Origin of the sequence: Henriciella marina, from assembly GCF_027213945.1 — a bacterium.
GTDB lineage: Bacteria > Pseudomonadota > Alphaproteobacteria > Caulobacterales > Hyphomonadaceae > Henriciella > Henriciella marina_A.
Map to the genome: position 1 here is coordinate 785,663 of NZ_JAPWGW010000001.1, position 19,957 is coordinate 805,619.

20 protein-coding genes are annotated in these 19,957 nt (G+C 59.9%); 8 read left to right on the forward strand and 12 right to left on the reverse strand.

What is annotated here, in order from left to right:
• Positions 1-87: 87 nt before the first annotated feature.
• The 5 genes from O4G74_RS03975 to O4G74_RS03995 form a co-directional block, all read right to left on the reverse strand.
• Positions 88-780 (reverse strand): DUF4167 domain-containing protein, encoded by a 693-nt coding sequence (locus O4G74_RS03975; RefSeq protein WP_269401362.1) that lies wholly within the window; start codon positions 778-780, stop codon positions 88-90.
• A gap of 179 nt (positions 781-959) precedes the next feature.
• Positions 960-1,814 (reverse strand): peptide chain release factor N(5)-glutamine methyltransferase, encoded by an 855-nt coding sequence (gene prmC, locus O4G74_RS03980; RefSeq protein WP_269401363.1) that lies wholly within the window; start codon positions 1,812-1,814, stop codon positions 960-962.
• Positions 1,807-2,883, reverse strand: coding sequence for a peptide chain release factor 1 (gene prfA, locus O4G74_RS03985; RefSeq protein ID WP_269401364.1), 1,077 nt, complete (start codon positions 2,881-2,883; stop codon positions 1,807-1,809). Before prfA ends, prmC begins: the two co-directional genes overlap by 8 nt.
• 76 nt (positions 2,884-2,959) lie before the next feature.
• The gene (locus O4G74_RS03990; RefSeq protein ID WP_269401365.1) at positions 2,960-3,391 is read right to left on the reverse strand and encodes an MAPEG family protein; all 432 of its coding nucleotides are present in this window, start codon (positions 3,389-3,391) and stop codon (positions 2,960-2,962) included.
• 18 nt (positions 3,392-3,409) lie between these two features.
• A complete protein-coding gene (locus O4G74_RS03995) occupies positions 3,410-5,569 on the reverse strand; it encodes a LytTR family DNA-binding domain-containing protein (protein WP_269401366.1) in 2,160 nt (719 codons plus the stop codon).
• Between the two features lie 181 nt (positions 5,570-5,750).
• On the opposite strand from O4G74_RS03995, the gene O4G74_RS04000 reads away from it, so the two are divergent.
• The 4 genes from O4G74_RS04000 (at position 5,751) to O4G74_RS04015 (ending at position 9,066) form a co-directional block, all read left to right on the forward strand.
• Positions 5,751-6,980 (forward strand): acyltransferase family protein, encoded by a 1,230-nt coding sequence (locus O4G74_RS04000; RefSeq protein WP_269401367.1) that lies wholly within the window; start codon positions 5,751-5,753, stop codon positions 6,978-6,980.
• A gap of 26 nt (positions 6,981-7,006) precedes the next feature.
• Positions 7,007-7,621: a DUF1214 domain-containing protein gene (locus tag O4G74_RS04005; protein ID WP_269401368.1), complete on the forward strand. Its 615-nt coding sequence runs from the start codon at positions 7,007-7,009 to the stop codon at positions 7,619-7,621.
• The gene (locus O4G74_RS04010; protein WP_269401818.1) at positions 7,621-8,148 is read left to right on the forward strand and encodes a DUF1254 domain-containing protein; all 528 of its coding nucleotides are present in this window, start codon (positions 7,621-7,623) and stop codon (positions 8,146-8,148) included. The genes O4G74_RS04005 and O4G74_RS04010 overlap by 1 nt, the downstream gene beginning before the upstream one ends.
• Positions 8,149-8,232: 84 nt before the next feature.
• Positions 8,233-9,066 (forward strand): hypothetical protein, encoded by an 834-nt coding sequence (locus tag O4G74_RS04015; RefSeq protein ID WP_269401369.1) that lies wholly within the window; start codon positions 8,233-8,235, stop codon positions 9,064-9,066.
• Between the two features lie 9 nt (positions 9,067-9,075).
• On the opposite strand, the gene ispG is transcribed toward O4G74_RS04015, so the two are convergent.
• A complete protein-coding gene (gene ispG / locus O4G74_RS04020) occupies positions 9,076-10,212 on the reverse strand; it encodes a flavodoxin-dependent (E)-4-hydroxy-3-methylbut-2-enyl-diphosphate synthase (protein WP_269401370.1) in 1,137 nt (378 codons plus the stop codon).
• A 113-nt stretch (positions 10,213-10,325) separates the two neighbouring features.
• Here ispG and O4G74_RS04025 point away from each other — a divergent pair, with 113 nt between their 5' ends.
• Complete coding sequence (locus O4G74_RS04025) at positions 10,326-10,994, forward strand: TadE/TadG family type IV pilus assembly protein (protein WP_269401371.1); 669 nt, start codon at positions 10,326-10,328, stop codon at positions 10,992-10,994.
• A gap of 3 nt (positions 10,995-10,997) precedes the next feature.
• Positions 10,998-11,537, forward strand: coding sequence for a TadE/TadG family type IV pilus assembly protein (locus O4G74_RS04030; protein ID WP_269401372.1), 540 nt, complete (start codon positions 10,998-11,000; stop codon positions 11,535-11,537).
• Here O4G74_RS04030 and O4G74_RS04035 read toward each other — a convergent pair.
• The 4 genes from O4G74_RS04035 to O4G74_RS04050 form a co-directional block, all read right to left on the reverse strand.
• On the reverse strand, positions 11,534-13,027 hold the full coding sequence (locus O4G74_RS04035; protein ID WP_269401373.1) for an MFS transporter: 1,494 nt from the start codon (positions 13,025-13,027) through the stop codon (positions 11,534-11,536). The two genes, O4G74_RS04030 and O4G74_RS04035, sit on opposite strands and share 4 nt — an antisense overlap.
• 104 nt (positions 13,028-13,131) lie before the next feature.
• Positions 13,132-13,914, reverse strand: a complete 783-nt coding sequence (locus O4G74_RS04040; RefSeq protein ID WP_269401374.1) for a tyrosine-protein phosphatase — start codon at positions 13,912-13,914, stop codon at positions 13,132-13,134.
• Between the two features lie 70 nt (positions 13,915-13,984).
• Positions 13,985-15,436, reverse strand: coding sequence for an AMP nucleosidase (locus tag O4G74_RS04045; RefSeq protein WP_269401375.1), 1,452 nt, complete (start codon positions 15,434-15,436; stop codon positions 13,985-13,987).
• A gap of 30 nt (positions 15,437-15,466) precedes the next feature.
• Positions 15,467-17,254 carry a hypothetical protein gene (locus O4G74_RS04050; protein ID WP_269401376.1) on the reverse strand — a complete coding sequence of 596 codons (1,788 nt, stop codon included), beginning with the start codon at positions 17,252-17,254 and terminating at the stop codon, positions 15,467-15,469.
• An 87-nt stretch (positions 17,255-17,341) separates the two neighbouring features.
• On the opposite strand from O4G74_RS04050, the gene O4G74_RS04055 reads away from it, so the two are divergent.
• Positions 17,342-18,322 carry a glycosyltransferase gene (locus O4G74_RS04055; RefSeq protein ID WP_269401377.1) on the forward strand — a complete coding sequence of 327 codons (981 nt, stop codon included), beginning with the start codon at positions 17,342-17,344 and terminating at the stop codon, positions 18,320-18,322.
• On the forward strand, positions 18,310-18,711 hold the full coding sequence (locus O4G74_RS04060) for a GtrA family protein (RefSeq protein ID WP_269401378.1): 402 nt from the start codon (positions 18,310-18,312) through the stop codon (positions 18,709-18,711). Before O4G74_RS04055 ends, O4G74_RS04060 begins: the two co-directional genes overlap by 13 nt.
• Here the strand turns inward: O4G74_RS04060 and O4G74_RS04065 are convergent.
• The gene (locus O4G74_RS04065; protein WP_119453525.1) at positions 18,708-18,983 is read right to left on the reverse strand and encodes a hypothetical protein; all 276 of its coding nucleotides are present in this window, start codon (positions 18,981-18,983) and stop codon (positions 18,708-18,710) included. The two genes, O4G74_RS04060 and O4G74_RS04065, sit on opposite strands and share 4 nt — an antisense overlap.
• Before the next feature lie 63 nt (positions 18,984-19,046).
• Positions 19,047-19,910 (reverse strand): hypothetical protein, encoded by an 864-nt coding sequence (locus O4G74_RS04070; RefSeq protein WP_269401379.1) that lies wholly within the window; start codon positions 19,908-19,910, stop codon positions 19,047-19,049.
• Positions 19,911-19,957: the final 47 nt, after the last annotated feature.

Below are 19,957 nucleotides of genomic sequence, written 5' to 3' on the forward strand. Positions count from 1 at the left end.
AAAAAAGAACCGCCACCCTCGGGGTGGCGGTTTTTCTATTTCGGAACGCCTGGTCAGAGCGCCAGCGGACCTTGAGGGCCCAGCGCCTTACTCGGCAGCGCTTGCTGGGCGCTTGTCTTTTTCGTCTTCGTCAGCGTCGCCTGCGCGGCCGCGCGACAGGGTCGACATCACGCCAGACGTGTCGTCGCTCGCTTCGGCCTTCTTGCGATAGGTGCGGCGCTTCGGCTTTGCCGGTGCTTCCTCGTCAGACGAGGCGGATTCATCGCCCTTTTCTGAGTCGATAACCTTCATCGGATCGTCTTCAGAGGACTTCGGCTTGCGGCCACGGCGCGGTTTTTTCGGCTCGCTCTCGTCGCTCTTGCTCTCGTCCTGACGCTTGTCGCTATCATCCTGCTGGTCATTGTCAGACTTGCGGTTCTGATTGCGGTTGGAGCGCTGGTCGTCCTGACGGTCAGAGCTTTGCTCATTGCGATGATCGGACGAGTTGTCATTATCGTCATTGTCATCGGAGTCATTATCGTCGTTGCGACTGCGCTGCTTGTTGTCTTTCTGGAAGCTCGCCACGATGCGCGCATAGTGTTCAGCGTGCTGGTAATGCGCTTCGGCCTTTACGCGGTCACCAGCCGTCATCGCATCACGGGCATACTGCTGGTACTTGTCCAGAATCTGCTGGGCAGACCCACGGATCTTCACGTCCGGGCCGGTGCTCTCATAATGCCGGTTCGGATTATTGTTATTATTGCCGCCTGAACGACGGCCGCGTCCGCGCTTGCGTTGCATACGCTAAATTCCTGATCCCGTTATGTCCGTTGTCCAGACCCTGTGCGCTGCATCCCGGATTGGGTATTCTCGGTGATGTCTTGCTTGCTCGTGACAGGGCTGAGTCTTCATCATCAGCCGCCTGCCCGACACAAGCCTTAGCGTGCATTTGGTGCTTCGCCAAGCCCCCGAACTGTCTATCAAAGGCGGGCAGAGACGACCCGGTCACGCTGACCTGTGTCGACGGCAACTGAAATGGATGAAAAACCGGCGGTTTCAAGCAGCAAGCGCACCTGGTCGGCCTGGTCGAAACCGATCTCGAACACGACCCAGGCGCCCGGTTTCATGTTTCTGGCTGCCAGGGCAATGATTTCGCGATAGGCATCAAGGCCGCTCGCTCCACCGTCCAAAGCGCTATGGGGTTCATAGGCCCGGACACTTTCATCAAGCGTGTCGATGATTTCGCTGCGGATATAGGGCGGATTGGAGATGATGAGGTCAGCCTCCCCCCAACCGTCCCAGTCGCGCCAGCTCATGGCGTGCATGTGCGCCCGGTCACCAAGGCTGTGTGCATCGACATTCCGGCGCGCAATATCAATTGCAGCGCTTGAGAGGTCGATTCCGATGCCTGTCAGGCGCGGCTCCTGCTTGAGAAGGGCGATAAGCAGGCAGCCCGTTCCGGTTCCAAGGTCTGCAATCTTCGAAACGCGGCCGAGCGGCAGGCGCGCCAGCGCTTCGTCGACGGCGACCTCGCTATCCGGACGCGGGATGAGTGTGGCGGGTGAACAGGCGAACTTCAGCCCGTAGAACCAGGCTTCGCCCGTCAGATACTCATACGGCTCACCGAGCGAACGGCGTTCGATAAGATCGAAGAACGCCTCAGTCTCAGCTTTCGACATGAGATCGGTCTCACGATTGATGAGGTCGGTCGCGCTTAAACTGCAGACATGCTGCATCAGGTGACGGGCTTCGCGGGCTGGTCTGTCTATGCCCGCAGACTTCAGCCGCGTAGACGCAATACCAAGCTGGACCTTATAGGTACGCGCCTCATGCATTCTCGTCCATCGCGGCGAGCTTGCGGGCCTGATCCTCAGCGATGAGAGAGGTGATGACCTCATCCAGCTTGTCCCCGGCAATGATCTTGTCGAGCGCGTAGAGCGTCAGATTGATCCGGTGGTCGGAGACGCGGTTTTCCGGAAAGTTGTAGGTGCGCACCTTCTGTGAGCGGTCACCAGAGCCGATCTGATCCTTGCGGGCCTCGGCGCGAGCGGAGTCTTTTTCTTCGCGTTCGCGCTCATAGAGGCGGATCTTCAACTGCTCCATCGCCTTCTCACGGTTCACGTGCTGCGACTTCTCAGAGCTCGTTGTGACGATACCGGTTGGAAGGTGAGTGATGCGAACGGCAGAGTCAGTCGTGTTGACGTGCTGGCCGCCAGCCCCGGATGAGCGCATCGTGTCGATCCGGATGTCTTCCTGGCGCACTTCGATCTCGATGTTCTCTGGCGCGGGCAGGACGGCGACGGTGGCTGCAGATGTATGGATGCGCCCGCCGCTTTCGGTTTCCGGCACGCGCTGAACCCTGTGCACGCCGCTTTCCCATTTCAGCCGGCCGAAGACACCGTCGCCAGAAATGGTCGCGATGATTTCCTTATAGCCGCCGACATCGCCTTCGGAGATAGAGATGACCTCTACCTTCCAGCCCTGAAGCTGCGCATAGCGCGAATACATACGGAAAAGGTCGCCTGCGAACAGGGCTGCTTCGTCCCCGCCCGTACCGGCGCGAACTTCCAGCACGATGTCAGCCTTGTCGTCGACATCCTTCGGGATGAGGAGAAGCTGGACCTCTTTTTCCAGTGCAGGCAGACGTTCCTTGATGTCGTAGAACTCGTCTGCCGCAAGCTCCGCCATCTCCTTGTCGGAGCCATTCATCATCGCTTCGGCGTCTTTCAGCTCCGCGCGAAGGTCGAGCAGGAGCTTTGCCTTGTCGGCGACGGGTTTGAGGTCGGCGTGTTCTTTGGACAGGGCGACGATTTCGTCGCTGTCAGTCGTCGCGCCCATGCGGGCTTCGACTTCGTCGAACCTGTCGACGACCTGCTCAAGTCGGGTGTTCGGGATAGATGCCATAGCCCCGCATCTATCCCTTATTGCGGGGCGGGGGAAGCACCCTCGCGCCGCTTACCCGCACCTTGTCTGCGCCCCCTTACAGGAAAAGGCGCATCACTTCTTTCACAGCCATGACGATCAGAACAAGCGTGCTGAGCGCGAAGACGAGGAAGCGCTGGGCAACCTGCGAAGACAGAACCTGGATGAAGGAATGAAGTACCCGCAGGACCACGTAGGCCCAGGCAAGATACATGAAGATATTGTCGGCCCCACCTGTCAGCGCTGCAAAGAAAACCAGCGCATAGAAAATGGTCGGTTGCTCGTGAAGGTGATTATAGTTGTCCGCAATGGAGCGCACGATTGCCGGGATCTTCGCATTGTAGCCAGCATCCGGGTGGCGCGCTTCATTCGGATCAATGCCTGCCTTCTGGAATGCAGGAATACGCGTCAGATACATCCAGATGAACATGATGAGCGTCCAGACGACGAGCGCCAGGACGGGAAGCAGATCTTCAGTTTGAAATGGCATGGGTGCTCTCCCTCATAATTATTGTGAGGTGAGGCTATCCCCATTCGCGGCATCTGGCACCTGATTCCCTTGGGGCATGGCGGCATCAAGAAATTTGAGGAAGGCGTCAATGTCGCGCTGGGTGATCGCATGTCCGCCTGGGCGCAGGAAATAGCTCAAGGTCGCCTCCGGATTGAAATCGCGCATACCGTCCTGATCGAGGCCCTCCGTCCCATAGAGTTCGTAAACCGGGTCGGCGGCCTCAGCCATGCGATAGGTAGAGTTCGGGTCTGACCAGACATCGCGTCGCCCATTGCCCAGAAGCATCGGGGTCGGCGCAATCAGGGCGATGAACTGATGTTGGTCGACGGGCAGGTCTTCCGTTCGGTCAGCATGGTCGGCGAACGCTGGCGCGAACCAGTGCGGATAACCGTCCATGCTAAGGACGCCGAGCGCGCGCGCACCATCCACCATGCGTTCGACTGTCTCCCCCGTTTCCGACCTCGACGAGGCCGCGCCGCCAAAGCCGGACTGGTGAGAAACCACGGCCGCGATCCGTCGGTCGTACACCGCTGCAACCATGGCGGACTTTGCATGACGAGAATGGCCCATAACGGCGATGGAGCTCACATCAATCGCGGGGTCACCGCCTAGCGCGTCGATAATGGCAGAGAAGCCATAGCCCCAACCAGCGAGCGTACCGGTCGGTGCGCGAACGCCTTCGCCCACCATGGCCTCCATGACCGCTTGCGCTTCGCCTTGCCTGTCGGGAATGAACTCACCGGCCTGCCAGGTCGCATAACCGTATCCCCGATCAAAATACTGCTCGATTGGCACCAGCGCGATGAACTCCCCGAAGATCGCTTCGACGAAGCCGGGCATCGTATCGTAGTCCGCGCAATCGCCGCCGCCCGGTACAGTGAGCATTGCGCCCGGAAATGCGCCGCAATTGCTGGAGAAGGTCTGGCTGATGATCAGCGGGACAGGTTTGTCACTGTCAGGCAGGGCGAGCGCCACGTGAAACCGGCGTGCGCCGTCACCGGAACCGACTTCGATCAGTAATTCTTCCAGCGTGCCGCGCCCGTCTGCAAACGCCTCATCAATCATCGTGCGGCTGACCAGCGAGACGGCCTGACCCTCGGGCCAAGGGCCATAGACGAGGTCTTCAAAGGTCTCGATTAGCGCGCTGCGGCCATCCTCCCATTCGGCAAGCGTGGCCGCTTCGATTTGTGGGCGGGCGTCCGGCTTGTTGTCGACGTCGAGGCTCGCATAGTTGAGACCCAACATCGTGCAATTGGTGAGCATGACGAGAAGGATGACCGCGGCGACAAGGCGCAGGGTCCAGCTGAGCCCCTTGAATATCAGAGCCATGTAATCCTCCAGCCTTTTCAGGAGCTTTAGCAGGTGCTGACACGCGGCGGAACTCCCAAGCCTGTCAGCTATAAATGCGGGCGTGATTTCTGAGACCTTGTCCAGATTGACAACATGTGAGCGATGAACCCGCACATGCCGGCCGCCAGCAGCTCGCAGGAGATTCTCCAGCTCGCTGAGCGTTGAGCGCGCTAGATAGGTCCGTCCGGGCGTAACCACCTCTACATAATTGGAGGCGGCGCGCGCCCAGACCACATCGCCCGCATCGACGAAATATGTGCGGCCGCCTGACTTCAGCGTGACCCGTTGGCGTTCGCTTGCTTCGCGCCGGGCGGCCCTGGCTTCAAGGCCGCGCTGCTCTGCCAGCCGGTTCATCGCAAAAATCGCCGCGATAAGTGAATAGGAGAGGGCATCCTTGCGAAACTCGTATAGCCACATCGATGGGTCGCTGAGGCCGAAATCGTAAGGCACGCCAAATATGAGCGGCGTCAGAAGTTTTCGAAGTGCCACCATGGCGAGGACATGAACCAACGAAAAGAACACGACGCCTGCAATGTGCACCGGAAGGGCACGGCGCCAGGCGGAAAGCGGGAAACGGCTGAGCATGAAGGTGATGAACGGTGTCATGACGAGTATGACGAGGTGTGATGTCGCCTGCGACAGCCAGGGCAGGTTGGGGTTTTCCGCGCCAGCGCGGGTCAGGTCATGCTGGTCGGAAAGAGACAGGACGATGAAAGACGCAAAGAGGAAGCAGACAAAATAAAGATATGTGCGCCGGTCTGCCCGTCGGTCGGCTTCGATTTCGGGGTGGCGGGTTTGCTTGTCCATGATGTTCGTCTGCCACAGGCGCGGCCCGTCGCGAAGCCCGCCTATGCGCCTGGTCCCAGCATGCCGCCGTTCGTCCCACCTTCCTGCAATTCGTCCCCGCGGGCCGTGTTTCGTGTCGCCGCCGCTGCTTCGTCAGCGAGGTCCTGCCATGCTCTCTTCAAAGGCCTGAAGGAGACGAGACATGCAGCATCTTAATACACGGCGATACGATCTAGACTGGTTGAGGGTCGTCGCCTTCCTGCTGCTCATTTTCTATCATATCGGCATGTTTTACGTGCCCTGGGACTGGCATGTGAAAAGCGTGCATTCCGGTGAAGGCGCAGAACCGTTGATGCTGCTGCTGAACCCCTGGCGGTTGTCGCTCCTCTTCTTTATTTCCGGTCTGGCCCTGCACTTTCTTTACATGAAGCTGGGTGCCGGAGGGCTCGCACGGGACCGCGTGATGCGGATGGGGCTGCCAATACTGGCAGGGATCGTCCTGATCGTTGCGCCGCAAAGCTGGCTCGAGCTTGTCGAGAAGGGAGAATTCGAAGGCGGCTTTCTGGCTTTCTACCCGCACTACATTGATCCAGAATCCAGCTTCTCGATCACCACGCCGACATGGAACCATCTCTGGTACATTGTCTATTTGCTGGCCTACTCACTTCTGCTGGCGCCTGTGGCAGGCCCACTCACAAGGTGGATGCAGGGAACTGGTGCGACGCTGACAGGAAAGCTGTTTTCTGGACGCTCGGGAATCCTTGCCGTGCTCTTCCTGCCAGCACTTCCGCACATGATCTTCCGGCTTACGCTCGACCCATATTTTCCAACCACGCACGATCTCGTGGAGGACTGGGCCAATCATGCCCATAGCCTGACCATGCTGCTCACCGGATTTCTGCTCGCACGTGATGCCGCGTTCTGGGATGCCGTACGCCGCGCCATGGTACCCGCCATCTTACTGGTCATCGTACTTGGAACAGGGCTTTCCCTTCTGTGGGCAAGTTGGGAAGAGCTGTCTGTGGATGCCGCCTGGCAGATTGCGATCTGGCCGGCTCGAATGTTCCGCCTTCTCTATGCCTGGATTGCCATCCTGTCGCTGCTGGCGCTCGCGCAACGATACCTCAACAGGCCGGGTCCCCTCCTTCGCTATCTGACGGAAGCGGTCTTCCCCTGGTACATCCTTCACCAGACCCTGATTGTCGTGGCCGGCTTCTGGCTGACGCGCCAGTCGCTCGGCGTATGGAGTGAATTTGGCGCGCTGGTGCTGCTTACAATAGGGGGCTGTGCACTGCTGCATGAGTTCGTGATCCGGCGGACCGGGGTGTTGAGACCATTCTTCGGGCTCAAGCCCAAGCCGCCGCTCGCAACCCACCCCGATGGTGGCCCCGGCGGCGACACCCGCACAGATCAGGACAATGTCTTCCCCTGAGCCACCTCACTCGTTAAACCATCCGCATGCGCTTGCTATGGCCCCTTATCACTGCCGCAATACTCGGCCTCGTCGCCGGGGCTCTATCGGCAGCGTGGATGGCCGGGCTTCTCCTTTCTGGCCCGCGTCTTGGTGATGGCGTAAAGGTCAACGGCTGGACGAGCGACTGGTCTATCGGCGCGGATTCAGCGAATCCTTACATCCGGGCAAGAGTGGCGCGTTTCGGCCTATTGGCCCTGCGCAAGGAAAAAGCGGTCTACTTCACGGCGGCGCGTGACAGCGACGGTAATCGCCTCAACGACAAATGCATCTACCGGGTCAGCGGCGGCGAAATGCCTGGCGAATGGTGGTCGATCACGCTCTATGACGGTGACAGTCGCCTACCGATGAATGACGACGGCGCGCTCTCCTTCGATGCGACCAAGGCAGCGGATACAGGCACGCCGGAGAATTGGAGCTTTCGGGTCAGTCCGCAGCAAAATGGCCACCCGGGTGAGGTCTGGGTTTCCAGCCGTAACGCAGACCAATTCGACCTTACGCTCCGGCTGTACCTGCCAGATGACGCGCTTCTCGCGCGGCCTGAGACCGCCCTCAAGCCGCCCGTTATCGATGAGCTTTTCTGCGAGGAGGGGGCTGCGTGATGCGCTGGTTCGCTGCCGCTGCGGTTTTCCTGCTGATGACGCTGATCGGACACCTGGCCGTGTTGAACGCCATACCGTCCCGCATCATGGCGACGGCCCAGTTGAAGATGGCTGAGCGGGGTGTGCCCACCTATCAATGGGTCGCCTCACCGCGCATGACGCCGCGAACCCAGACCATTGTGCGTCCGTCGCCGGACCTTGCCTATGCAATCTGCCGTTTTGATGTGTCGGATGGGCCAGTCCTGCTGACGGCGCCCGCGTCTGATACTTATGGCTCGCTGTCGGTGTTCGACCAGCGGACCAATAACGTATTTATCGCGCGCTTGGATGGCGAAGACGATTTCGACGGCCTCGTCATCCATGCGCCGGGTAATGCGCCTGAAGCGCCAGATGGCGCCGAAACGCTGGCCATGCCAGGGCCGGGTCTTGCACTGGTTCGAAGGCTTGCTCCGGATCAAGCCACTCACGAAGCCGCCACAGCACTGGTCGATCAATCCACCTGCAAAAATCTTGATCACGTAGACTAGCAATCGGCCAGAGTGCGAGCCGCTGACCGCGCTTGCGAAGGTGAATGCCTCGGGGATATTCTTTCGCGTCAAGGGGACGCTGTAATGAAAACCATGATGAAATACGCGCTCGCCAGTCTTGGGGGCCTTCTGGCAATGTCGCTTCCGGCGCAGGCGCAAGGCACCTGTCTCAAGGGGCGGGAACTGGTAAATACGTTGATCAATTCGATCAACGCCATTCCGGGCAATCCCGATGCGACAAAGGCGCTTGCGATCATATACTGGAAGCGGGCGACCTATCAGGTCTTTGATGAGCCTGACATCATGTCCCAGATCTCCCGCTGCACCTACCCCGCGGGAAGTTGTGGGCTCGAGGCTGATTATTCAGGCACGCGGTTCAGCAAGCTCGTCGAATACAAGAACGCTCTGACCTCGTACAAGAATGGCAGTGCGAGCGTGGAGCCGCGCCAGCCCATTGATGCGCCGTTTCCTGATGACAGCATGCTTGAATGGGCTGAAGGCGTGCTCGGCTGCACCACATTCGAACCCGTGCCGGCCGCGCCGCAACAAGCTGCACCCGACCCGAAATGGGTTGGCTATGACGCAGCACGTCAGGCAGGCGGTAACCAGTTTTACCAATGGTGGCGCAAGAACTTTGAAATGCGGCGTACGGCAGACGCGTTCGAACTTTGCCGCAAGTTCGGTTCAGCCAGTTATGAGTGCAGTCTCGTCGCCGAATGGACCTATCTGAATTCCGGCCGCAATCCCTATACGGGCGGCACCAGCCAGACCTTCAACGGCACCTATTCCAATGAGGACCGCGGATACAGCGCGGGCTACGAAGGCACCGTACCAAAGCCTGCCTATCGTCCACCATCCTCAAACGAGCCACGCTGCTATGATCAGGGCGACGGCACGGAGAGGTGCTTCTACGACTAGTGTAGCGGCCTACTCGGCGGCGACCGTCTCGCCTTCTTCGCGTTGAGCCTTGAGGCGTTCGGCCTTTTTCTCGACCAGCTCGACAATGTGCTCGACCATATCAGCATTGGAGACGTTGTGATCAGGGCGGCCGGAGATGTACATCTTGCCGCTTTCCTTGCCGCCGCCGGTGAAGCCGAGATCGGTCATCGCCGCTTCGCCGGGGCCGTTGACGACGCAACCAATAATGGACAGCGAGATCGGCTCTGAAATGTGGGCGAGCCGGTCCTCCAGCGTCTCCACTGTCTTGATGACATCAAAACCCTGACGCGCGCAGCTTGGGCAGGCGATAATGTTCACGCCGCGTGTGCGGACGCCGAGCGATTTGAGCATGTCGAAGCCGACTTTCACCTCTTCGACCGGGTCAGCTGACAGCGATACTCGGATCGTATCGCCAATCCCCATCCAGAGCAGATTGCCCATGCCGATAGAGGATTTCACCGTGCCCGTGCGAAGCCCGCCTGCCTCAGTGATGCCAAGATGCAGCGGTGCGTCGGTAACTTCTGCAAGCTGCTGATAGGCCGCCACAGTCAGGAACATGTCCGAGGCCTTCACCGATATCTTGTAATCGTGGAAGCCAAGATCATCGAGAATGCGCGCATGATCGAGCGCGCTTTCGACCATCGCATCCGGACAAGGCTCTCCATACTTTTCCAGAAGATGGCGCTCCAGTGAACCGCCATTGACGCCGATCCGGATGGAGCAGCCATTGGCACGCGCCGCGTTCACGACTTCCTTCACCCGGTCAGGGCTGCCGATATTACCGGGATTGATGCGCAGACAGGCCGCGCCTGCGTCTGCAGCTTCGATACCGCGCTTATAGTGAAAGTGGATGTCCGCCACGATGGGTACCGGGCTGTGCCTGCAGATTTCCGGCATCGCTGCCGTGGATTCCACGGTGGGGCAAGACACGCGGACAATATCGGCGCCTGCCTCTGCGCAGCGCTCAATCTGCGCGATCGTCGCCGCAGCATCTTCGGTTGGCGTGTTGGTCATCGTCTGCACGGCGATTGGCGCGTCACCGCCCACCTCAACGCTTCCGACGCGGATCTTGCGCGATTTACGCCGCTCAATGGAGCGCCAGGGCCTGATAGGATTGTGGCTCATCGCTTCACCTCGATGCGAGCAGATCTCAGAGCCTATGTGGGCAATCATGATGGCGAGGTAAAGGCGGCGAGATGACTCGCGCCTCTGCAGGTCAGGAGCTACGCACTCGATAGATGAAATTTCATATACCGGCTGAACGCGGCCGAAACTACGAGCTGCTAGCACTCTTCGGGTCGATAGAGGCGCTCGTTCCGCCGCATCAGGGTAGTATCCGTATGTTTCCACCTGTGTTTCCAGGTATCATGGCGCCAAGGCTCCTGCAGAAGTTGCGCGACTGGGCCGACGACCGCCGCGGCGTTGCCGCGGTCGAGTTTGCCATGATCGCCGCACCTTTCTTCTTTCTGATTTTCGGCCTGCTGGAGATCTGCGTAATCTTCATCATGTCGTCCGTCCTTGAGCATGGCCTCAACGAAGCGGCGCGGGGCATCCGTACCGGCCAGCTTCAGAACGGCGGCAGCTTTGACCGCGATGCCTTTGAAGAGATCATCTGCGCAGAGATTTTCGACCTGTTCCAGTGCGAAGGCGCGATCGAACTGGACGTCAAAACCTATAGCGACTTTGCATCGACCTCGAACCCGTCAGCAATCGATGATGAGGGTAATCTCGATACCGAGGATTTCGACTTCAATCCGGGCGGGGCGAACGACATTGTCGTGGTTCGTGCCTTCTATGAGTGGGAGCTGATGACGCCTGTCTTGAGCGCACCGCTTGCCAATCTCAGTGAAAACCGCCGGCTGCTTCAGGCCACCGTCGTCTTCCGCAATGAACCGTTCGGAGACTAGCAGATGCACCGTCTGATGAATGCCATTCGCCGCCTTCGGGCAGAAAACAAGGGCGTGTCCGCCATTGAGTTTGCGCTTATCGCGCCGGTCATGATCCTGATCTATTTTGCCTGTATCGAGCTCTCTTTCATGATGGTGCTCGACCGCAAGGTGACGAGCTCCGCATCCGCGCTGGGGGACCTTGTCGCCCGCGCTGCCTCCATCAATGACGATGAGATGGACGATATCTTCGAAGCGACGCGGATGATCTTCCAGCCCAACCCGATCTCCGATGCGCGCATGCGGATTTCGAGCCTCTATGACGATGAAGGCACGATCAAGGTGGCGTGGAGCGAGGGACGCAACATGACCCCGTTCACCGTGGACTCGACGATTACCGTGCCTGAAGGCATCGTCCCGGAGGACGGGTCGGTGGTCTTCGCCGAGGTCGAGTATGATTATAACTCAACGCTCGGCTATTTCTTCACCACGTCGAAGACGCTGTCAGACGAGTTCTACCTGCGCCCGCGCCGCACTGACCGGGTCGCCCGCGAGACCAGTTAGCTGTCCTTGTCGACGGCTGGATGGTGCGGTGAGTGCACGGTCGTCAGCACCATGAGGCCCAGCACGAAGAGCAGGCCGATCGCGCTCATGCCGACACGCTGGTCGCCCGACCATTTGGTGAAAAGCTCGACCAGAAGCGGGCCGAGCCAGACCGTCACCGTGCCTGCAATCGCGTAGAGGCCAAAGAACTCCCCAACGCGGTCACTAGGTGCAAGGTGCACCAGCATGGAGCGGCTAGAGGAGATGCTTGCCGTCGCCGTCACTGCGATGAAGACAGCCGTGCTGAGATAGACGACATCCGACAGCGTATTGAAGATGGGGCCATCCCAGATCTCAAATCCCGGCACCAGGCCATACAGAATGGAGTTCGGTGTGATGGAAAGCTGGAAGGCCAGCGTCGCAATCATGCCTGTGATCTCGATCATAAGCGCCCGTTTCGGCCCAACCAGACCGTCGAGCCAGCCGCCGACAATACCGCCGCCAAAAGCGAAGAAAGAGGCCAGGATGGCGTAGGCCGACAGCTCAACGACGTTCCATTCAAGATAAAGCCCGATGAACACGCCGCCGAGCGCGAGAAGGGCCTGCATCCCGTCAGCATAAAGCATCCGGGCGGCAAGATATTTCAGGATTTCCTTATTGTCGGAGGCGTTGCGCATTGTGCGGAAAAGGCCTGCCGCCCCATTCTTCGCGGCATTCATCCAGTTGGCGCCGCGCGTGCCGCCATCGTCGGAATACATGAAGAAGGGAATGGAGAAGATAACCAGCCAGATGGCGCAGATCGGCCCGACAAGACGCTGATGCTCACCATTGGCAACATTGATGCCGAAGAGCGGCGCGTCGAAGGGCCAGCCGACAAGCGCAGGCATGGCAAACGACAGTACGATGAACAGCATCAGGATCGCGCCAGCGAGATTGCCGAGCGCGAGGCCAAGCCCGGAAATCGCTGGCAGGGCGCTGGCGCGGCCATTCACGTTCAGCATCGAATTATGGGTGACTTCTGAATAAGTATAGCCAAGCGCCGCAATGACGAGCGCGCTCATGCCCATCCAGATCGGCATGCCGCTTCCATCCGGCTTTACCCACCAGAGTGAAAACGACATCAAGGCGATCAGGCCTAGAAAGACGACGAGAAGCGGCTTGCGGCGCCCGCCGCGGTCGAGCGCTGCGCCAAGGAAAGGCGCGGTAAATGCAGCAATAAAACCGGCATACTTGACCAGCGAGGAGATGGTCGCCTGGCCTTCGGCATTCGCTGCGGCGCGCTGAGCCGGGCCGTCGAGGCCATCGACTGCGCCGCTCGCGATCAGGTTTGCGCCGATAATGCCTGCAAAATATGGCGCGAACAGATAGATGATAACGAGGATGTAGTAGGGGTTGCGGGCCCATTCGAAGATCGCCCAGGCAAAGCCTCGCCTGTCCAGGGCGCCTCCAAGGTCGATCCGTGGTTCAGCGACGAGAGTCTCTGCCGGTGGCGGCGTGGCCTGGCTGCTCATTCCTCATTCCTCCCATGGCACCTTTTCGGTGCTCTGGGATCAGCGTCTGCCAAAAACAGGAAGTTGAAAAGTGCCTACGTGCCTATGCCGCCGCGTCAGGCGGTCTAGGCCAGAAGCTTCTCGCGGATGGCTTCACGCTTGGCATCATCAACGCCGAGCGTTGTTAACAGATAGGTATCTATGTCACCTGACTGGTCCTTGATCGCGCCGATTGCCGCTTCGAGGAATTCCCGGTCCACGCCCACAAAGGGCTGATACACTGCGTCATCAAAATTCTTCGACAGCATGTCATTGAAATATGCTGCCGCTTCCGGAAGCCGCTCTTCGACATTTGCCGCAGAATTGGTGAGCTCATAGTCGATGAAGATATCATCCATTGAGACACCGAGGGCGTGATGGGTCAGCGCGCACAGGATGCCGGTCCGGTCCTTGCCGGCGGCACAGTTCACGAGCGCGGCCTTGTCATCGTCCAGATTGGCGAGATGGTCGAACCATGCCGTATAGGTATCTACCAGCGCAGGCCGGTAAGGTGCGTTGACGTAATAGTCGCGCATCCAGCCGCGCGAACTGTCGGCATCAATGGCAACCTGGCGCAGGAAATTGACGTGCGGCGCATCTGTCTCGCGGCCAAGGTCCGAGTATAGACGATGCACACCTTTGACAGGCCACTTGTCGCCGTGGCGCTCGCGCTCATCCGGGCGGCGAAGGTCTGCCTGCAGCGTGATGTTGAACAGCTCGATCGCGGTCAGGTCGTTAGGGGAGGCTTCACCAAAGTGGCCGGACCGGTAGAGCTTGCCTGATTTGATGCGTGCGCCATCGACGCCTTCATAGCCGCCAAAATCACGAAAATTCCGTACGCCTTCGAGCGGCTTTACCCGGTCGTCCATAGTGTCTGCCTTCTGCCATCAATGCTGTGAGGTGAGCTAGGATGATCGCCCGCAGCCGTCCACCCGCGCCCTAGCGGAAAGGTGGCTCGTCGAAGGCGCGCAGTTTGCGAGAGTGCAGCGCGGCCCCACCATCGCGGGCAAGCCGCTCCAGCGTCTCGATACCGATGCGGATATGCTCGCCGATGGCGCGCTCATAGAAGCGGTTCGCTGCCCCGGGCAGCTTGATTTCGCCATGCAGCGGCTTGTCCGACACGCAGAGCAGCACGCCATAAGGGACCCGCAGGCGATAGCCATTCGCGGCGATCGTCGCGCTTTCCATATCGATGCCGATGGCGCGGGACTGGTTGAACCGGCGGGCCGTCTCTGTGAAACGAAGCTCCCAGTTGCGGTCATCGGTCGTCACAACAGTGCCTGTCCGAAGGCGCTTCTTCAGCGCATCGCCCTGCTCGCCCGTTACGTCCGCAGCCGCCTGCTGCAAGGCGATCTGAACTTCGGCAATCGGCGGGATCGGGATGTCTGGTGGCAGGACGCCGTCGAGGACATGATCATCACGCAAGTAAGCGTGTGCCAGCACATAGTCGCCGATCTGCTGGCTGTGACGTAGGCCGCCGCAGTGGCCGACCATCAGCCAGCATTCGGGACGAAGCACCGCCAGGTGATCGGTGATCGTTTTCGCATTGGACGGGCCAACACCAATATTGACCAATGTGATGCCGGTCCGGTCCTCTGCCATCAGGTGATAGGCTGGCATCTGGAAGCGGCGCCATGGCGCGGCATCGATGGCCGACTTTGCGTCTGGCGTCTTGCCGTCGACGATAAGGCCGCCGGCGACAGACAGGCCGGTATAACGCGAGCCCTGTTCCAGCTGCTGGACACCCCAGTCACAGAAGGCGTCGACATAACGGTGATAGTTGGTGAACAGCACATAGCGCTGCATGTGCTCGACCGGCGTCCCGGTATAGTGCGCGAGGCGCTTCAGCGAATAATCGGTACGCGGACCATCAAACAGCGCAAGCGGGCGGGTCGAGCCGGGTTCGTAAAGCTCGCCATCCGCCACTTCGTCGCCGATTGCAGACAGGGTCGGCGACGGGAACCAGCGTGCCAGTTCCGCAGGGTTTACCTCATCAAGCCCCTGCGCTTCGGCCTGGTCCCAGACATAGGCATAAGGGATTTCAGAGCCGGATGGCTTGACCTCAACCTCGACCGGATAGTCCCGCATCAGGGGGCGAAGCTGCTCAAGCAAGTAAGGGCGATAATAGTCCGGCCGGGTAATGGTCGACATATAGGTGCCGGGTTCCGACATCTTGCCGAATGCGCGCGAAATTGGCGGCGGCGGACCTTCAGGATCATAGCGTATGATCAGCGCGGGGTAGCAGAAGGTTCGCGCGGTGCGCGTCTCTACAGAAGGCGCCTTGCCTTCGTTCAGATAGGTTTCAAGGCTGGAGGTGAGCGCGTTGACGGCGTTCGAATAGGCGGCCTCAAGCGCATCGACGACTTTTTCGGGCGTATCGAGTTTTGACATGCCCTCCGTTGCCGCAAAGCCTCCGCTGCGTCAATTGCGGTCGAAGACGATGCTGTAAAGGACAGGGTCGCCGGTTCTGTTATCTTCGGATGTTGTCGGGACCAGCCAGTTTGGCAGGTTGCCGCTTTCCAGCGCGGCTGCAAAACCGTTTGGCGCGCGTTCGGCATAGGCGGCCATTTCATTCAGGCCGGGGCAATAGAGAAGGTGGGTTGCGCCTGAGCGGGACATCTTTTCACGGGCACGCGACACCGGACCGGTATAGATGTTCAGCGTCCGCGCCAGCGCATGAACATTGCGATGGTAAGGGGCTGCCATTGCATAATGGGGGGTGTGGTAGATCAGCGGCGCACCAAGATCGATCGGCGTAAACACAACCATGCTTGGTGCGGCGGCGACCTGCGCAAGCGCGGCAGTAGAGGTGCAGTCATAGTCGGCTGTGTGGGTTTCATCTTTCGTCTCGGGCAGGAGAAGGCCTGGCAGGCGCCATCCGGCAGGTGAGGCGAGCAGGACAACCAGCACAAGGACAAGCGCCGCATGTCCGCCGCGATTTTCCCTCCAGTGATGGAAGACAAAGCCTGTCAGCAGGCCGCCCGCAATAGCTGCGAAGGCGTGGGACATCATGGCCGCGCGCAGTTGCCAGAGCGAAACTGCGAACCCGAGAAGGCAGAAGGCGAGCAGGAAGCTGCGCGCAAGACGCAGGCCGTCCGGCGCTCGCAGGAGGCAGACCAGCGCAGCGATGACGCCGGCCAGGCCAAATCCGAAATAGAACACTGCCTGAGTTGCATCGTCGACAAACACTGCGGCCGCGTTGCGGGCCTCGCCAACGCCTGACAGCCAGCCAGTGCGCACATCATCAAGGACGCCTGCATACGGATTGCCGAGGCAAGACGAATTGATGGCAATGAAGGTGGCGAGTGCGACGGCGCCGGCCACGGTTATCAAGGCAAGGCGCAAACGCCACGTGTCCGCAGACGGGGCGGCGGTCGCGATCACGAAAAGCCCGGCCCCGCCGACCAGAAGAGCGACGAAATGTGACTGGCCATAGGCGTCGCAAACGGCGCGCACGCCCTGGGCCCCCGGCGCATCGAATACGTAAGTAAGTAGCGCTGCGACCACGAGCGTAGCGCCAAAGATCCGCAGGCGTCCTGCCTCAATCCCGCCGCGCACGATCCAGGCAATGGAGAAGCCCGCAATCAGGAAGGCGGCCGCGGGCAAGTTCTCGATAGCGACGCTCAGCATGACCGGAACGCAGGCTCCGCCAATAAAGGCGGACCGCGCATTGCGTATGGGTGAAAGAAGTGCTGCGAACCCGGTCAGCGTCAACGCCAGTCCTAGGCCGTGATGATCGACCCGCCCAGGAAGCAGATTGAACAGGGCGAATGACGTCGCGAGGAAGAACATTCCGGCCATCTGGCCGCTCAAGGTCGCGCCGAGCCGCTTCAGGCAGATCGCGACCATGGCGAGTATCCAGCCCAGCTGCATCATCGGCCACAGCGTCGCTGCCACACCTTCTGCCATGCGCGTGCCGATCAGGGGCTGGAGCAGGAAGATGATCGCGGCAATGAAAAGGTCTGGCAGGCGCGACCAGTGCATTTCCCCGCCCTCAGGCGTCAGAAGGCGCCTTTGGCTGACATCATACCAGCCCCGCTCGCCCGACAGCAGGTCTCGAACCTGCTGCATGCGCATCATGTCATCATTGCCGCGAAGGTCGCCGCCGAGCGTAGAACCCGCCTGCAGGGCGACGAGGCCAACAGCGACGAGGCCGAAGGCAATCAGCACCCATTTCGACGCTAAGGGGGAGGGCTTTTCGCTCTGCATGCGCGCTCATCTTCAGGGCTGGCAGGCGTAACCAGCTGTTCACCTGGCCCTGTTAAACGACGAATGTGGTTACAGAAAGGTGACGCGATGAAGCGCGCGGCTGTTGAAACTTTTGATCCTCGTCCAGCCGCTGACCCGGCAGAAGCTCGCATCGCCGTGACGCTGCCCTGCTATAATGAAGCTGCCACCATCGCACAGGTCATCGAAGATTTTCGCAGTGCGCTTCCCGGCGCCGACATCTATGTTTTCGACAATAATTCCACCGACGCGACGGCGCAGATTGCGCGTGAAGCTGGCGCGATTGTCCGCACCGAGATCCGGCAGGGCAAGGGTCATGTCGTGCGCCGCATTTTCGCTGATATTGAGGCGGACATCTATGTGATGGCCGACGGTGACGGTACCTATGATGCCGCGCTCGCGCCGACGTTGGTTGAGCTCATGAAGAAGAACCATGTCGATATGGTTGTCGGCACGCGCGCCAATGTGACCAAGGATGCAGGCCGCGGCGGCCACGCCTTTGGCAATCGTATCTTCAACATGCTGTTCAACCGGCTTTTCGGGCGCCAGTTCAGCGACATTTTCTCTGGCTACCGTGTATTTTCCCGCCGCTTCGTGAAATCGTTTCCGGCAGTTTCTGGCGGTTTCGAGATCGAGACCGAAATGTCGGTTCATTCCTGCCAGATCGGCATTCCGACGCTGGAGCGTCCGACGCCGTATGGCGTACGTCCAGAGGACTCGACGTCGAAGCTCAAGACATTCCGCGATGGTTTCCGCATTCTGGGCATGTTCATGGTACTGGCAAAGGAAACGCGTCCGGCAGCTTTCTTTGGCGCAATTGGCCTTGCTCTGACACTGGCCGCGCTCTGTCTCGCAGCGCCGCTTGCGCTGACCTACTTCCAGACCGGCCTCGTGCCACGTTTCCCGACAGCGGTCCTCTCCATGGGCCTCGTTATTGTTGCGACGGTGACCGCGGTTTGCGGGCTTATCCTCGATAGTCTCGCACGCGCGCGCGTCGAGGCGAAACGCTCCGTCTTCCTCAGCTATCCTGCGCCCGAATGGAAGTCCTGATCCATCAGGTTCTGAAGACCAGAATCGTACGTTTCGTTCTGGTGGGTGGGCTTGGCTTTCTGGCGGATGCCGGCACACTTTTCCTGCTGATTTCAGGCGGCATCGGCCCTTTTGTGGCGCGTGTCGTCTCCATACTGTTTGCGATGTTCGTGACTTGGCGCCTGAACCGCGCCTTCACATTCGGCGCCAGCAGCGGGAGCCAGATTTCTGAAGCGGGGCGGTACTTTACCGTGGCGACTAGCGTCGCGACCTTTAACTATCTGCTCTATGCGGGCCTGCTCGTAATGGTGCCGACCTGCCCGCCCGTACTGGCGACAGCCATCGCGACAATCGTCTGCACGCTGGTGTCCTTTGCCGGGTATGGAAAGTTCGCTTTCCGCTCCAGCTAAAGCCCGCTCGAACCCAATACCAGAAACACGATCCCGTAAATCTGCAGGATCAGGACCCCTAGTCCTGCGCCTAGGGCGAGGAAGAAGCGCGGCCAGCGGTCGCCTTGGCTGAAGGCCAGAAGTCCTGCGCCCAGCGTTCCGATCAGGGTGGAAAGTGTAAGCGGATCAAGCCTGCCGAGCCCGATCAGGGAATCGAGGGCGTAGATGATGAGAGGGGCGCAGATCAGGAGGAGGCCTGACAGCATCAAAGGGATGGAAAGTGCCTTTGGCATCGGTGAAAGGCCCCCTGCCTCTTCCGTCTAAAAACATGACGGTCACAGCAGTGCCAGATTGGTCTACTGGGTCAATAGCAGTGCGGGATCCTGGGGCTCTGCCAGCATCTGGCGGGCGAGGATGCAGGTAGAATATTCCTTCTCACCTTCCCGGTCCGGGTCTGCGAGGTAGGCCGTCAGAGACTGCTCGGCGAGTTCCTCCAGCTCTTCCTCGGTAAAGGCATCCTCCGTGCGCGCCAGAAGGCGCCGCGACTGGCACCTGACAAAACGAAGATGTGAGATGGGTTTTGCGTCCTCGCCAGCGGTCAGCTGGTGGAGGGCGTTAAGTTGGTCGCTTGATTGCAAGGTCAGCACGCCGGGCCAGCCGGGACCATCAGGTTGCGCCAGCCAAATGTGCGTTGCTCCCGTCGATGCGCGCTGCCGCGTAAAGCGTATCGCGTGAATTGTCCCACCGCGAACCCCGAAAGTGTCCACATCTGCCCCGCGATAGGCGAGACGCCTTGTCCACAGCGCGATGGCGCGGTCGCGCAAGGCCCAGGCGACGTCGCTGTTTCCGGTATGAAGTTCGCCAGCGGCTGCCATGAAAAGGGCGTCGCTATCTCGCATCGCGCCCGCCTTGCGGAAGTGTTGGACGGATACCTCGGAAAGCCCCTCCCAGCCTGCCGCCATACCGGCAATCTGGTGTGCGCTTGGCACTTCAGGACGGTCCGGACAGCGTGTGATGAAGTCCTCGGTGATACGGCGGATATAGGCGGGCGTTGCCTCTTCGTCTGGCGCGTCAAGCTTCATCTGCCAGGCGAGCGCGTCGTTAAGGCCACACGCGCGCTCTGCAGGCGTATCGGCGAAAGCATAGCGGCTGGCACCGCAATACATGGAGACGAGCGATACGATCAGCGCACTGGTGTATCTTCCGATTTTGTCCCGCATTCTTCCGCGCTCCGGTAACCTTTTGCTAACCGTTGCAAATGTGGTGC